This is a genomic window from Xanthomonas hawaiiensis (genome assembly GCF_031834635.1).
Lineage (GTDB): Bacteria > Pseudomonadota > Gammaproteobacteria > Xanthomonadales > Xanthomonadaceae > Xanthomonas_A > Xanthomonas_A sacchari.
Genome location: NZ_CP115873.1, coordinates 2,769,201 through 2,783,751 on the forward strand (window position 1 = coordinate 2,769,201; position 14,551 = coordinate 2,783,751).

8 protein-coding genes are annotated in these 14,551 nt (G+C 69.9%); 1 reads left to right on the forward strand and 7 read right to left on the reverse strand.

Annotation, left to right across the window (positions count from 1 at the left end; translation table 11 throughout):
* Positions 1-105: 105 nt before the first annotated feature.
* On the reverse strand, positions 106-1,053 hold the full coding sequence (folE2, locus tag PG878_RS11860) for a GTP cyclohydrolase FolE2 (protein WP_209029108.1): 948 nt from the start codon (positions 1,051-1,053) through the stop codon (positions 106-108).
* Between the two features lie 216 nt (positions 1,054-1,269).
* On the opposite strand from folE2, the gene PG878_RS11865 reads away from it, so the two are divergent.
* Positions 1,270-3,048 (forward strand): S53 family peptidase, encoded by a 1,779-nt coding sequence (locus tag PG878_RS11865; protein ID WP_244672382.1) that lies wholly within the window; start codon positions 1,270-1,272, stop codon positions 3,046-3,048.
* 68 nt (positions 3,049-3,116) lie between these two features.
* Here the strand turns inward: PG878_RS11865 and PG878_RS11870 are convergent, their stop codons facing one another.
* The 6 genes from PG878_RS11870 to PG878_RS11895 form a co-directional block, all read right to left on the reverse strand.
* Positions 3,117-4,544: a sugar porter family MFS transporter gene (locus PG878_RS11870; RefSeq protein ID WP_209029107.1), complete on the reverse strand. Its 1,428-nt coding sequence runs from the start codon at positions 4,542-4,544 to the stop codon at positions 3,117-3,119.
* A 91-nt stretch (positions 4,545-4,635) separates the two neighbouring features.
* A complete protein-coding gene (xylA, locus tag PG878_RS11875) occupies positions 4,636-5,976 on the reverse strand; it encodes a xylose isomerase (RefSeq protein ID WP_209029106.1) in 1,341 nt (446 codons plus the stop codon).
* A gap of 34 nt (positions 5,977-6,010) precedes the next feature.
* Positions 6,011-7,504, reverse strand: a complete 1,494-nt coding sequence (xylB, locus tag PG878_RS11880) for a xylulokinase (protein WP_209029105.1) — start codon at positions 7,502-7,504, stop codon at positions 6,011-6,013.
* A 460-nt stretch (positions 7,505-7,964) separates the two neighbouring features.
* A complete protein-coding gene (locus PG878_RS11885; RefSeq protein ID WP_209029104.1) occupies positions 7,965-10,847 on the reverse strand; it encodes a TIM-barrel domain-containing protein in 2,883 nt (960 codons plus the stop codon).
* Between the two features lie 52 nt (positions 10,848-10,899).
* A complete protein-coding gene (locus tag PG878_RS11890; RefSeq protein ID WP_209029103.1) occupies positions 10,900-12,585 on the reverse strand; it encodes a DUF5597 domain-containing protein in 1,686 nt (561 codons plus the stop codon).
* Between the two features lie 17 nt (positions 12,586-12,602).
* Positions 12,603-14,537, reverse strand: coding sequence for a sialate O-acetylesterase (locus PG878_RS11895; RefSeq protein WP_209029102.1), 1,935 nt, complete (start codon positions 14,535-14,537; stop codon positions 12,603-12,605).
* Between the last annotated feature and the right edge of the window lie 14 nt (positions 14,538-14,551).

Consider the following 14,551-nt stretch of genomic DNA (forward strand, 5'->3'; position numbering starts at 1 on the left):
TCAAGAACGCCAAGGCCGGCGCGCTGGCCCGGCCACTGGGCGCGATCGGGTCGACGCAGCCGGGCGCGCAGACCACCGGCAGGCCGTCACCTGGCCGGCGTCGCCTCAGTGGGCGGGCTGCCCAGCCGCAATGGCGACCGGGGGCGACGCGGTTTCCGCCACCGCATCGTGCGCATGCAGGCTCTCCAGATGCCGCACCTGGACCTGCACCTCGGCGTAGCGCGCACCCAGCGCCTGTTGCAGGCGCCGCGCGGCGTCTTCCACGTACATCAGGTTCTCGCCATTGCGGCGCGCGAACGCCTGTTCGTCGGCACGCCGCACCGCCGCCTGGACCGGCGTGGCCAGAGCCTGCTCGGCCAGCGCGATCACGCCCTCCGCGTCGAAGCGCACCGCGCGCGCCGACACGCCGACCCGGACCGAGGCCACGCTGCGCTGGCTATGCGGGGTGGCATGGCTGCCGTGCCGGAGCAGCCAGTCCGCGACCGCCTCGCGCGGGACCGAGGCCTGGCCCGCGTGCTGCTGCACGAAAGCCTCGCTGAGCAGTTGCCGCGCCAGCGCCGCCGAGCATGGGCAGGTCGAGGAATACAGCACCTCCACGCCGAGCCCGAGCCGGACCACGCCGCCGCGCAGCTCGGCGTCGATCCGCAGCGGATACGCCCGCCAGCCGGCCAGCCCCGGGCTGCGCAGCGCCGGGCTGCGACGCAGCAGTTCCAGGCGCAGCGACACCCGCGCCGCGGTCGAGGCGCAGTCGGCATGGCTGTGCACCATCGCCCGCAGCAACTGCGACAGCCGCGACGGCGACAGCGGCTGCTGCGCGCTTTCGTCGAGAAGGCGGTACAGCCGCGACATATGAATGCCCTTGACCTGCGCCGACGGCAGGTCGACGGCGAGCGCGGCCTGCGCCGGCACGAGAGCGGGAATCGCGTCCTGGCCCGCCTCCAGGCAGATCGGCAGCGCGATGCCGTCCATGCCGACCCAGTTCAAGGGGGCGGCGATCTCCGAAGGTTGATCGGCGGCGACATCGGGCAACGGCGGGGGGAGTGGCAGGTTCATTGGATCGGCCGGCGGCAACGGAACGAAGGATGGGAGGCGGGAAGGATCCGCAATTGTTATAAAGTAACACAACAAACCATTGCGGCGTCGTGCGTCACCCACGGCGCACGCCCACGCCCCGGCCGTGCCGTAGACAACGGTCCAGCGGGCTGAACCATTCGACTTCCGTCCGTGTCCACCTGACGCCTTTCCCCTTCCCCCGCAGCGAGTGACGCCATGTCCCATCCAATGTTCCGTACCGCCCTGCTTACCGGCGCCCTGGTCGCCGTCCTCGCCACCGCCCACGCCGCGCCCGTGACAGGCTGGGTCGCCACCGATACCGCCAGCCAGGTCGCCGCGGGCCGCGCCCTCGCCCGCCCTGGGCAACCGCTGAGCCCGGCGCCGCTGGACGCCACCCTGGACATCAGCATCGTGCTGCGCCCTGCCGATCCGGTCGCACTCCAACAGGCCACCGCGGCGCTGACCGCCCAGGCCAGCGCCGATCCGGCACTGCAGGCACGGGCCAAGGCCGCGGCCCAACCGAACGCCGCCGCGCTACGCCGGGTCCAGGACTACCTGCTCGGCAAGGGCATCGGCGACGTGCGCGTGGCCGGCAACGGCACCCTGCTACAGGCCCGGGCCAGCGTCGCCGCGATCCAGGCCGCGTTCGACACCGCGATCCGCAGCTACAGCGAGAACGGCCACCGCTACTACGTCAACGACGGCGCCGCCAAGGTGCCGGCGGCATTGGCCGGCAGCGTGGCCGGCGTGCTCGGCCTGGACACCGTGCGCAGCGCAGCGGCGCCAAAGATCGTCACCCAGCAAGCCGCGCAGGCCCTCGCCTCGCCCCAGGCGACGGCGAAGGCCACGCCGGAGCTGGTCGCAGTGATGCATCGGGTGGAAGACCTGCCGGTGCTGTACGACGCCGCCAGCCTGCCGGCCGCCAGCAACACCACCGCGGCGATCATCGCGGTCGGCAACATGGGCGAGACCCTGCGGCATCTGGCCAGCTTCCAGGCGCAGCACAACCTGCACACGATGGTCCGCGTGGTGCAGACAGCCGATCCGGCCTCGCCCGGCTACCGGCCGAGCAACGATCCTTCGGCCGACATCGAGTGGGACATGGACACGCAATTGCTGCTCGGCACGTCCGGCGGCCTGAAGACACTGATCATCTACGACATTCCCGACTTTTCCTGGAAGAGCATCATCGACGGCATGCAGCGTGCAGCCGACGACAACCTGGCACGGGTGATCAGTGTGTCGATCTACGGATCGGAAGCCCGGGTGTATCGGGATACCCTGCAGGCGGCCAACACGGCGTTGAACCAGGCGGTGAGCAACGGCCAGAACTTCGTGTTCTGCAGCGGCGACGATGGGGTCTACCTGCCGCTGAGCGCCAATGCCAACGCGCCCTACTACCCGGACCTCGGCGCCCATCCAGAGCAGCGCGAAGTCGCCTTCCCCGCCTCGAGTCCGTATGTGATCGCAGTCGGCGCGACGGAACTGCGCACGCCGGCCGGCGCGCCCAGCACCTACGGCGAGGAGGTGGTCTGGAATGCGCACCGTGGCCACGGCATCACCCAGGGCGGACTCAGCAAGATCTACGCCGCGCCGAGCTGGCAGAAGAACGCGATCCCGAGCATGCTCGGCAACGGCTATCGTGCCGTGCCCGACGTCAGCTTCAACGGCTCCGGCGACAGCAGCGCCTACATCCTGCAGACCGGCGCGACCATCGGGACCGAGGTCAGCGGCTACGTCTACGGCACCAGCGCGGCGGCGCCGACCTTCGCTGGCCTGCTCGCCCGCGTGCTGCAGGCCAACGGCAACCGGGTCGGCTTCGTCGGTCCGGCCCTGTATGGATATGCCAGGACCGCAGGCAGCACCTACGACGTGCTGCTCGGCGACAACGGCCTGTATCGCGACGGCTACCGCGCCGGCCCAGGCTGGGACGCTGCCTCAGGCTGGGGCAGCGTGGACATGCTCGCCTTCAGCCGCTACCTGCAGACCCATTGAGCCGGACGCGGCGCGCACGACGCGCCGCCTTGCCGATGCCGGCGCGCCGCGTGCACGCCGGCATCGCCTCAGCCCTGCATCTGCTCCAGCTCCTTGCCCTTGGTCTCGTACACGTAGCGCAGCACGAAGAACACCGACAGGAACGCCGCCACGGTGTAGATGCCGTAGGCACCGGCCAGGCCGATGCTGCCGAGCAGGACCGGGAAGGTCACGGTGATGGCGAAGTTGGACATCCACTGCGCCGCACCGGCCACCGCCAGGCCGGAGCCGCGGATCTGGTTGGGGAACATCTCGCCCAGCATCACCCACATCACCGGGCCCCAGGACATGTTGAAGAAGACCACGTAGACGTTGGCGGCGATCAGCGCCAGCCGGCCCATGCCCGGCGACAGCGCCAGCTTGCCGGCCGCATCCAGCGAAGCGCTGGCGAAGGCGATGGTGACCAGCGCCAGCGACACCGCCATGCCGGCCGAGCCGATCCACAACAGCGGCTTGCGCCCGACCCGGTCGATCAACACCACGGTGATCAGGCAGGCACCGATGCTCAACGCACCGGACAGCACGTTGATCAACAACGCATCGCTCTCGGAGAAACCCACCGCCTGCCACAACACTGCGCCGTAGTAGAACACCACGTTGATGCCCACCAGTTGCTGGAAGGTGGCCAGGCCGATGCCGATCCACACGATCGGGCGGATCTTGCCGGTGACCTTGCTGACCAGGTCCGACAGCCGCGGCGTGTGCTGGTCGGCCGACAGCGAGGCGGAGATTTCGGTCAGCTTGGTCTGCGCCGTGGCGGCGCCGTACAGCCGGGTCAGCACCGCCAGCGCCTGCTCGCGGCGGCCCTGCACCACCAGGAAGCGCGGGCTCTCCGGAATCGCCAGCAACAGCAGCAGGAACACGGTGGACGGCAGCGCCTGCATCCAGAACATCCAGCGCCAGGCCGGCTGGCCCAGCCACAGCGCCTCGGTGGACGCGCCGGCGGCCTTGGCCAGCAGATAGTTGCTGAGGAAGGCACAGAACAGCCCGCCGATGATGGCGATCTGCTGCACCGTGGCCAGGCGCCCGCGGTAGCGCGCCGAGGCGACCTCGGCGATGTAGGCCGGCGACATCACGCTGGCCGCGCCCACCGCGAAACCGCCCATCATCCGCGCCAGCACGAACACCACCGAGTTGTGCGCCGCGCCGGCGCCCAGCGCCGACAGCAGGAACAGCGCCGCCGAGACGATCAGCACGGTGCGCCGGCCCCAGCGATCGGCCAGCGAACCGGCCAGGAACGCACCGATCGCGCAGCCCAGCAGCATCGAGGCGACCTCGAAGCCAGTGCCGGCGGAACTGGACTGGAAGGTCTGCTTGAGGCCATCGACGGTGCCGTTGATGACCCCGCTGTCGAAGCCGAACAGGAAGCCGCCGATGGTGGCGACGCAGCTGATCAGGATGATGAGGCGGGTGTTCTCGCCGGCGTCGGCGTGGCGATCGATCGGAACACTGGACATGGGTTCACCTGGTGGCGTGCAAGAGGAAGACGGCCGGCGCGCGGGAAGAAGCGTGCGCAGCGGCGGCACCGGGCCGCCGCCGCGCACCGGTTCAGCGCAGCAGGTACTGGTTGATCAGGTTCTCGTAGGCTTCCTGGCGGCCGCTGCGCTGGGTCGGCTCGCCGGCCTGCGCGGCGTGCGCGGCCAGGTCGGCCAGCGTGCTCTTGCCGGCGGCGAAGGCCGCACCGGCGCCGCTGTCGAAGCTGGCGTAGCGCTCGCGGCGCCACTGCTCCAACGGCGAGGCGGTGAGCAGCGCGTGGGCGACTTCCAGGCCACGCGCGAACGCGTCCATGCCGCCGATGTGGGCGATGAACAGGTCCTGCGGATCGGACGACTCGCGGCGCACCTTGGCGTCGAAGTTGAGTCCGCCCGGGGCCAGCCCGCCCTGCCGCAGCACCACCAGCATCGCGCCGACGGTGTCGTACAGGTCGACCGGGAACTGGTCGGTGTCCCAGCCGTTCTGCGGATTGCCGCGGTTGGCGTCGATGCTGCCGAGCAGGCCGGCGTCGCTGGCCACCTGCAGGTCGTGTTCGAAGCTGTGCCCGGACAGGGTGGCGTGGTTGGCCTCGATGTTGAGCTTGAAATCCTTGTCCAGGCCGTGCTGGCGCAGGAAGCCGACCACGGTGGCGCTATCGAAGTCGTACTGGTGCTTCATCGGTTCCATCGGCTTGGGCTCGATCAGGAAATTGCCCTTGAAGCCGATGCTGCGCCCGTAGTCGCGGGCCAGGGTCAGGAATCGCGCCAGGTGCTCCTGCTCGCGTCGCATCTGCGTGTTGTGCAGGCAGGCGTAGCCTTCGCGGCCGCCCCAGAACACGTAATTCTCGCCGCCCAGTTCCACGGTTGCCTCCAACGCGGCCTTGACCTGCACCGCCGCGCGCGCGACCACGTCGAAGTCCGGATTGGTCGCCGCACCGTTCATGTAGCGCGGATGCGAGAACAGGTTGGCGGTGCCCCACAGCAGCTTGACCCCGGTGTCGGCCTGCCGCTGCCTGGCGATGCCGACCATGTGCTTGAGGTTCTTCTCGTACTGGCCGACGTCCTCGGCGTCCGGCGCCAGATCCACGTCGTGGAAGCAGTAGTACGGCACGCCGAGCTTGGTGAAGAACTCGAACGCGGCATCGGCCTTGGCCTCGGCGCGGCCCAGCGCATCGCTGCCGGCGTCCCAGGGATAGGCGCGGGTGCCGGGGCCGAACGGATCGGCACCGTTGCCGCAGAAGCTGTGCCAGTAGGCCACGGCGAAACGCAGGTGCTCGGCCATGGTCTTGTCGCCGATGCGCTTGCCGGCATCGTAGACCTTGAACGCCAGCGGATTGTCCGAGGCCTTGCCTTCGAACGGGATGCGGCCGATGCCCGGGAAAAACTCCTTGGCGCCGGTGTAGACGGAAGTGCTCATCACGAAGTCCTGGTGCGTTGCGGGGGAAAGGAAATCACGCGGCGTACAGCGGGCCGATGGCCTGCAGATGCCGCTGGAAGGTCTGGTAATGCGCCTGGTACTGCGCGCCGCGCTGCGCATCCGGCTGCGCGGACCGCGTCGCGTCGTCCTGCTGATGCTGCAGCACCACCTCGGCCAGGCTGGCGCGCTCGCCCTGCGCCCAGCCGTCGGCCCACAGCGCCTGCAGCGCGGCGCCGAACGCCGCGCCCTCGGGTTGCGCCGGCACGTGCACCGGCAGCCCGAACAGGTCGGCGATGAGCTGGCGCCAGCCGGCACTGTTGCTGCCGCCACCGGTGAGGGAGATGGCATCGAACTGCAGGCCGGCGTCGACGAAGGCGTCGAAACCGTTGCGCAGGCTGTAGCTGGCGCCCTCCATCGCCGCGCGATAGAAATGCGCCGGCGTGCTGTTGTGCAGGTCCATGCCGGTCAGGCAGCCGCGCGCGGCCGGCAGGTTCGGGGTGCGTTCGCCGTTGAAGAACGGCAGCAGCACCAATCCGTCCGCACCGGGCGCGGTGGCGGCGAGCAAGGCTTCGCCCTGCCCGGTCTTGATGCCGAACAGGCGCGCGATGGTCTCGGTGGCCACCGTGCAGTTCATGGTGCAGATCAGCGGCAGCCAACCGCCGCTGGAAGAGCAGAACGCGGCCCAGCGTGCGTCCGGGTCCACCACCGGCCGCTCGGCATAGGCGAACAGCGTGCCGGAGGTGCCCAGGCTCATGCTCAGGCGCCCCGGCACCACGTTGCCGGTGCCGATCGCCGCCATCATGTTGTCGCCGCCGCCGGTGGCCACGCGCACCTCGCGCGGCAGGCCCAGCGTCTGCGCCGCGGCGGCGGACAGCAGGAAACTGGTCTCGGTCGGCACCAGCGGCGGCAGCGCCGCGGACAGGTCGCGCTGCGGATCGATCGCCTGCAGCAGCGGCCCCGACCATTGCCGGGTGCGCACGTCCAGCCAGCCGCTGCCGGAGGCGTCGCCGACTTCGGCGTAGCGCTCGCCGGTGAGCCAGAAATTGACGTAGTCGTGCGGCAGCAGCACCGTCGTCATCGCCGCGTAGGCCTCTGGGCGGTGCTTGCGCGTCCACGGCAGCTTGGAGGCGGTATAGCCGGCCAGGATCGGATTGCCGGCCAGTTCCACGCAACGCTGCGCGCCGCCGACCGCGTCCATGATCTCCTCGCATTCGCGCTGGGTGCTGGTGTCGCACCACAGCTTCACCGGCGCGGTGACCTGGCCTTGCGCGTCCAGCGGCACGAAGCCGTGCTGCTGCCCGGACACCGCGATGGCCCGCACCTGCGTCCGCTGTTCGGCGCTGAGTGCGGCGAAGCAGGCGACGATGCCGTCGATCCACCACTGCGCCTGCTGCTCGCGGGTGCCGTCGTCGCGGCTGATCAGTTCCAGCGCGTGGCCGTGGGTGGCCACCACCTGCCGGCTGTCGGCATCGTAGGCGAGCAGCTTGACGCTCTGCGTCCCCACGTCCAGACCGATGTACAGACTCATTGCCCTACCCGCCACATCGTGCACACACCCAGTTCCATCGTCGCTCCAGGAGAAAGGCCGGCGTGCGGGGAATACCCGCCGTGACGCAGAGTGTAGTGCGCACGGCACGCATCACGCAGCGGCGCATGATGACGCCGAGCGCCCCGCCCTGCCAGCACCGCAGTGGCGATGGCATACGCGCGCCGGGCGTGTGATCGGCCGCAGTCAGTTGCAGGACACCATAGGGCACGACAGGACGGCGATCGGGACAACGGATGTCACCGCATGCCACGAGCGCATGCCGCGACAGCCACACGTTGACGACTGGCGCACGCTCGGCGTCGCGCAGGAAGTGTCTACGCACGGCAGCGGTTTTGATGCATCGCAACAGGTGCGTGAGCGCATTCTGTTGCTGCCTCGCCCTCCCCTTGCCGGCGACGATGGCCCACACCGTATGCCGCGATGACGGATCGCGCCACAGTCATCCGGCGGCGGCTACACCGGCGCGCCCGCCGCCGTCGTGGCGCACATCGACGCCCTCACCCCGGTAGTCCACCGTGGCGTCGGGCTTGGACTCCAGCGCACCGACCTCCTCGCGCGTGCCATCGACGAAGCGCACATGGATGGTGCGCCGCGTCTGCATGCCCGGCCAGCGACCCTCGCGCGCGCCGATGCGCAACACGCCCCTGGCCTGGTCCCACTGCAGCGGAATGCGGCTGAACTCGCCCTTTTCGTAGCCGTAGCCGGTGCCGTCGTCTTCGTACAGCGAGAAGCGGCCGTCGGCGCCGGTGTAGACCACCACGGTCAGCGGTGCGTCCGGGATCTGGTCGACGTACTGCTGCACTTGGGTCATCGGCACGATGGCGCCGGCGCGCACGAACAGCGGCATGCGCTGCAGCGGCGCGGCGGCGTCGATGGTCTGGCCGCCGGCGTGGCGCGCGCCACTGCTGAAGTCGATCCAGTCGGTGCCCGCCGGCAGGTAGACCTTGCGCGAGGTCGCGCCGAAGCGGGTCACCGGCGCCACCAGGAACGCCGGCCCGAACAGGTATTCGTCGTCGATATCGGCGACCTTGGGGTCGTGCGGGAAGTCCATCGGCAGGCCACGCATCATCACCCCGTCGTGGTGGTAGGTGTCGCCGGCGAGCGTGTAGATGTACGGCAGCAGCGCGTAGCGCAGGCGGCTGTAGTACGCCATGCTGGCGTAGTACGGCGTGCCGTCCGGCGCGATGTTCCAGATCTCGCGGTACGGCAACTGGCCGTGCGAACGGAACAGCGGCACGAAGGCGCCGAACTGGAACCAGCGCGTGTTGAGTTCGCGCCACTCCTTCAGGTGCGCCGGGTCCTGGGTTTCGTAGCGCTTCTCCACGGCGAAGCCGCCGATGTCGAAGGTCCAGTTCGGCAGGCCCGACATCGACAGGTTGACGCCGGCGGAGATCTGCTCGCGCATGTCCTCCCAGCGCGAGGCGATGTCGCCGCTCCACACCGCCACGGCGTTGCGCTGGATGCCGGCGTAGCCCTTGCGCGAGAGGATGAACACGCGATTGCCATCGGCGGTGCGGTCGCCGGCATAGACGCCGTGGGTGTGCGGCAACGGATAGGCATTGAAGAACTCGGTGGACGGCCCCAGCGCGGTCGGGGTGGTGCGCGCCTTGCGCTCGGCGATGTCCAGGTTGGAGTGCACGTCGGGTTCGTCGGCATCCAGCCACCAGGCATCGATGCCCTTGCGGTTGAGCGTCTCGTCGATCTGCCGCCAGTAGATCGCCTGCGCATCGGCCGCATACGGGTCGTAGAAGGCGTTGGTGTAGCCCTTGCCGATCCAGTCCAGTTCGCCGACCTCGACGTTGCGCCGGTAGATGTGCCCGGCCGCGTCCAGTTCCTTGTAGTGGGCGGTGCTCGGGTAGAACTTCGGCCAGACCGAGATCATCAGCTGCGCGTGGCTGGCGTGCACCGCCTTGACCATGGCGTCCGGATCGGGAAAGCGTGCGCGGTCGAATTCGTGCGAGCCCCAGGCGTTCTCCGGCCAGTACGACCAGTCGAGCACGATGTTGTCGATCGGCAATTGCCGCCGGCGGTATTCGGCCAGCGCGCCGAGCAGTTCGTCCTGGGTCTTGTAGCGCTCGCGGCTCTGCCAGAAGCCGTAGGCCCACTTCGGCAGCAGCACGGCCTTGCCGGTCAGCGTGCGGTAACCGGCGATGACCTGGTCGGCGTTGTCGCCAGCGACGACGTAGTAGTCGATCATCTGCCCCGCTTCGGACCACAGCGACAGGTCGCCGGCTTCGGCTGCAGGCAACGGGTCGCGATGCAGCAGCGCGATGTAGCTGGGATCGATCAGGTCCCATTCGACCTTGAGGGTATGCCGCTGGCCGGGCTGCAGCTGCAGCGCGAACTCGTGGTGCCAGGGGTTCCAGTTCTGCCGCCAGCGGTCGACCAGCAGCTTGCCGTCGACCCACAGCCGGGCGTACTCGCTGGCATAGAGCGAGAAGGTGTGCGTGCCGCCGCGTTCGGCCTCGATCTGGCCTTCCCAGCGCACCTGCATGCGGCGCTTGTCGCCGGGCTTGGCCGCGGCAGGAAACCTGGCCAGATCCTTGATGTACTGGTAGTCGATGTCGGGCTCGCGGCGCTCCAGCACCGGCTTGCCGTCGATCGCGTAGTGCGCGGTGAGCGCGCCCGGCTTGCCTTGCGCGTCGTACAGACGCAACGTCGCCGGCAGCGGCTGCAGCCCGCGCGGATCGCCGAAGCGGGTGATCGCGTTGTTGTCCCAGAGGATGCCGTAATTGCGACTGGAGACCAGAAACGGCACCGCCATGTCGAGATTGCTCTGCAGCAGCTCGATGTCGTGGCCCTTCTGGTTCATCCAGCCCTGCTGGTGCTGCCCGAACCCGTAGAAGGCCTCGTCGGGCGGCGAGACGAAGCGCTGGCGCACGCTCAGATAGTGGCGGCCCTCGGCCTGCAACGGCGCGAAGCTGCGGCCGCCCGCCACTTCCGCCAGCAGCGGCGTGCCCTGCGCATCGGTGAAGCCGACATGGCCGTCCACGGTGGAGACCTGCGCGGTCATCCGCGCGGTCCTCAACTGCACGGTGTCGCCGTGTTGCTCCAGCGTAAAGCCGGTGTCGCCCTGCACCGGCACCCGCATCAGGCTGGGTGTGCGCTGGAACGCGCCGGTGGGATCGGCGCTGACCCGGACGATGCCGCGGTCGATCACCTGCAGGCGCACCGGCGCCGCGTCCTTGGCGCTGGGATGCACGGTGACGCCGTCGGCCTCGCGGGTCACCTGCTGCGCGGCGGCGGACGCGGCGACCGCGAGCAACGCCAGCGCCAACAGGCGTGGCAACGAAGGCGACAGGCAACGGTTGGCGTGGTGCATGTTCACTCCCTTGGAAGTCACGCGGCATGGCGCGTCTGGCGCCGCCGCATCGTCAATAAGTCGCCAGGGTGACGCGCAGCAATTGCGGCACGTCGGAGAAGTTGAGCCCGTAATCGGTCTGATCGCCGTTCCAGTTGCGCCGGAACCGCCACTGCTCGCCGTCGTACACGCCCTCCTCGACCCGGTCGTAGAGCATGTTGGCGGTCGCGGCGCTGGCTGGATGCAGGGTCACCCGCGCGTGCTGGGCGGTGATCAGGAAGGTGTCCGGGCCGAGTTCGGCGATCAGCGCCGCGCCGATCGGCGCGGGATTGCCGGGCGGCTCGCCCTGGAACCAGAACTGCGGCACGCCGTAGGTGACGGTGGCGCTCCAGCGCGCGTTGAGCGGCAGTTCCTGCACCGCCTGTCCCGGCGCCTCGGCAGTGCCGTGCAGCTTGCCGGCGGCCGCGGCGCGGGCGAATACGCGCATGCCCATGCCCACCGCGCGGTAGCCCAGCGCGAACGGCGCCAGCGTCTGCGCGTCCACGCGCTTGGCGCCGAGCGGATAGTTGGAGTAGCCGCTGTAGTCGATGCCGAAGGTCGACCAGCCGATGCCGTCGTGGCCCAGCGCCGGATACAGATAACGCGCGTACTCGGGGCGGTTGCCGGTCTCGGCGACGAACAGCGCGTTGTCGGGGCGCGCGTAACGCTGCAGCACCGTGGTGTACAGCGGGTACTCGGGCATGTAGATATCCGGCGCCAGTAGATCGACGTGCGGCGCCGCCGCCTTCCACACGTCCAGCACGTTGTCGGTCGGGCCGCCACTGGCGTACTGCCCGGGCTGGCCCGGATTGAACGGGCCGCGCAACGCCGCGTTGACGTAGATCGGCAAGGGATACGCGGCCTTGCCGGCCTCGGCGACGCGGTCGATGAAGTGCGCGATGTGCCAGGCGTGGAAGATCTCGTCGGCATCGGCGCCGAACACCTGCGCCCAGCTGCCCGGCGCCTTGCCGAGCCGCTGCAGCAACGCCTGCGGCACCGGGCCGTCGAACACGCGCTGCGCCATCGGCGAGAAGTCGCGCGCACTGCCGTAGGTGCCGGGCTCGTTCTCCGCCTGCACCATGATCACGGTGCGCTGCGGATCGGCCTGGCGCAGATGCCGCATGAAGGCAACGAAGGCGGCGCGATCGGCCTCCAGCGTGGCCGGCGCCAGCGGCGACAGCGAGCCGAGGCGTCGCCCATCACGGGTGACCACGCGCGGGAAGCGCGCATCGTCGGTCTTGACCCAGTGCGGCGCGTAGTTGGGGCCGTTGTTCTTCCAGGTGCCGAACCACAGCAGCACCAGCCGCACCCGCTGCGTGCGCGCCTGCGCCAGCAGGGTGTCGACGAAGGAAAAATCGAAGCGGCCCTCTTCCGGCTCCACCTGCTCCCAGGCGATCGGCACCTGCACGGTATTCGGTCCCAGGGCGCGGATCGCCGGCCAGACCTGCGCCAGCGCCGCCGGATAGTTGCTGGAGTTGTTGACCTGCGCCCCAAGGATCAGGAACGGTGCGCCGTCGACCAACAAGGCATGCCGACCGTCGGTACTCACCAGGCGCGGGATCGGTGCCTGGGTTGGCACCGATGTCGCGGCAGCAGGCGTGTACGCATCAACCGACGCTGCATCCGGCGCGGCCTGGCAGCCGCTCAGCAGCAGCGACAGCAGGACAGGCAGCCGCCATCCGGTGCGCAACGCGCGCGACTGCGATCCGGTGCTTCGCATGCGGCCGATGCCCTGCCTCACCAGCTGTCGGTGCGGAACGGGCCCACCGGCAACTGCTCGCGGTTGACCAGGTTGGCGTCCTCGGGGTTTTCGCTCCAGGCGTAGCGCAGCGCCTGCGGCTGCGGCACCGCGTCGCTGTGGACCACCACCTGGTCGCCCTCGATCCGCGCCTGCGCCGGATGGAAGCGGCGATCGGCGCCGGCCAGGGCGAAGCCGTGCACCGTAGTGCCGCCGCCGCGCACCGCCAGGGCGCTGCCCATCAGGTCGAACATCACCTGCGCCTGGCCATCGGCGAACGTGGCGCGCGCGAACACCGGCGCGCTGTAGACCAGGGTTTCGCCATAGGCCACGTGCCGTGCGACCAGCGCCAGGCGGTGCCCCACGTCCTGCTTGTTGGGGGGATGGATGTTGTCCGGCGTGCCGATGTCGATGGTCACCGCCTGCCCGGTGGCCGGCAGCGCCAGCGTCCTGGTCTGCGATTCGCGCAGCTGCGCCCACGGACTCAGGTCGCCCTGGTCGTTTCCGGCCTTCCAGTTGGCCAGCTGCACCCACAGGAACGGCAACTGCGGCTGTCCGCGCTCCTGCCGCCAGCGCCCGATCAGCGAGGCGAACTGCTCGCGGTAGCGCAGCGCGCCATACGGGTAGGCGTTGCTCTCGCCCTGGTACCAGATGACGCCCTTGACCGGGAACGGCTGCAAGGGGTGGATCATCGCGTTGTACAGCAGCGTCGGGACCTGGTTCTTGTCGTCGTTGGCGGCCAACGTGACCTGACCTGGGCGGAACTGCCAGTCGCCGGCCAGCGAGCGCGGCTGGCCGCCGTCGGGCTGCACGAAGAACGCCGCCGCATCGCCGGGAATGCCGCCGAAGCCGCCGGTATCCAGGATGCGGATCGCGACATGGTTGATCCCGGCACGCAGCGCTGCCGGCGGCACGCGGTAGCGGCGCGGCTCGGTATAGCGCCCTTCGGTGTGGCCGACCTCCACGCCGTTGACGTAGGTGGTGTCGGCATCGTCGGCCGGGCCGATGCCCACGACGGCGCCGGCCTTGGCTTCGGCCGCGCTCAGAGTGAACGTGGTGCGGTACCAGGCGACGCCGTCCATGCCGACGTAGCCGTGCTGCTCCCACAGCCCCGGCAGCGGTTGGCGGTCCCAGTCGCGGTCGTCCAGATCGGCGGCGGCCCAGCCTGCATCCGCATCCGCGGTGGTCGGCTGTGGCCAGCGCGCCAGGCGCTTGCGGGTCTCGCCCAGGTCCTGCGCGTCCTTGGCCTGCATCTGCGCGATGCGCGTGCGTACATGCGCCGCATCCACGCCGGGCGAGGCGACGTCCATCCAGGCCTCGATCGCGCTGCCGCCCCAGGTGCTGTCGATGATGCCGATCGGCACGCCGGTGCGCTGGCGCAGCTCGCGCGCGAAGAAATACGCCACTGCCGAGAATGCGCCGGCAGTGGCCGGCGTCGCCGTGACCCAACTGCCGCCGGGCAGCCGCGGCTGCGGCTGCGCCGCCCAGGCCTTGGGCACCTTGAAGTTGCGCAGCTGCGGATCCGTCGCCGCCGCCACTTCGCGTGCGCCGTCGCGCGCCTGCGCCAGCGGCCACTCCATGTTGGACTGGCCGCTGGCCAGCCACACGTCGCCGATCAACACATCGCCGATGCGGCGCTGGCTGCCGTCGCCCTGCACGTCCAGCACGTACGGGCCACCGGCCGCGCGCGCCGGCAACTGCAACTGCCAGCGGCCATCGCTGCCTGCGACCGCACTGGCGCTGGCGCCGTCCAGGCGCGCCTGGATGCGAGCACCCGGCGCGGCCCAGCCCCACACCGGGATCGGCGCATCGCGCTGCAGGACGGCGCCGTCGGCGAACAGCAACGGCAATTGCAGTTCCGCTGCGGCCGGCCATGACGCGAACGCCAGCGCCAGCAGCGCCAGGCGAACGGTGGGATGCAGCGGTCTTGCCATGAGCGGTTCCTGCG

What these genes read in the sequence shown, in the direction of transcription:
- folE2 (WP_209029108.1), bottom strand. Translation starts at nt 1,053, where the DNA reads ATGAACCTGCCACTCCCCCCGCCGTTGCCCGATGTCGCCGCCGATCAA.
- PG878_RS11865 (WP_244672382.1), top strand. Translation starts at nt 1,270, where the DNA reads ATGTCCCATCCAATGTTCCGTACCGCCCTGCTTACCGGCGCCCTGGTC.
- PG878_RS11870 (WP_209029107.1), bottom strand. Translation starts at nt 4,544, where the DNA reads ATGTCCAGTGTTCCGATCGATCGCCACGCCGACGCCGGCGAGAACACC.
- xylA (WP_209029106.1), bottom strand. Translation starts at nt 5,976, where the DNA reads ATGAGCACTTCCGTCTACACCGGCGCCAAGGAGTTTTTCCCGGGCATC.
- xylB (WP_209029105.1), bottom strand. Translation starts at nt 7,504, where the DNA reads ATGAGTCTGTACATCGGTCTGGACGTGGGGACGCAGAGCGTCAAGCTG.
- PG878_RS11885 (WP_209029104.1), bottom strand. Translation starts at nt 10,847, where the DNA reads ATGCACCACGCCAACCGTTGCCTGTCGCCTTCGTTGCCACGCCTGTTG.
- PG878_RS11890 (WP_209029103.1), bottom strand. Translation starts at nt 12,585, where the DNA reads ATGCGAAGCACCGGATCGCAGTCGCGCGCGTTGCGCACCGGATGGCGG.
- PG878_RS11895 (WP_209029102.1), bottom strand. Translation starts at nt 14,537, where the DNA reads ATGGCAAGACCGCTGCATCCCACCGTTCGCCTGGCGCTGCTGGCGCTG.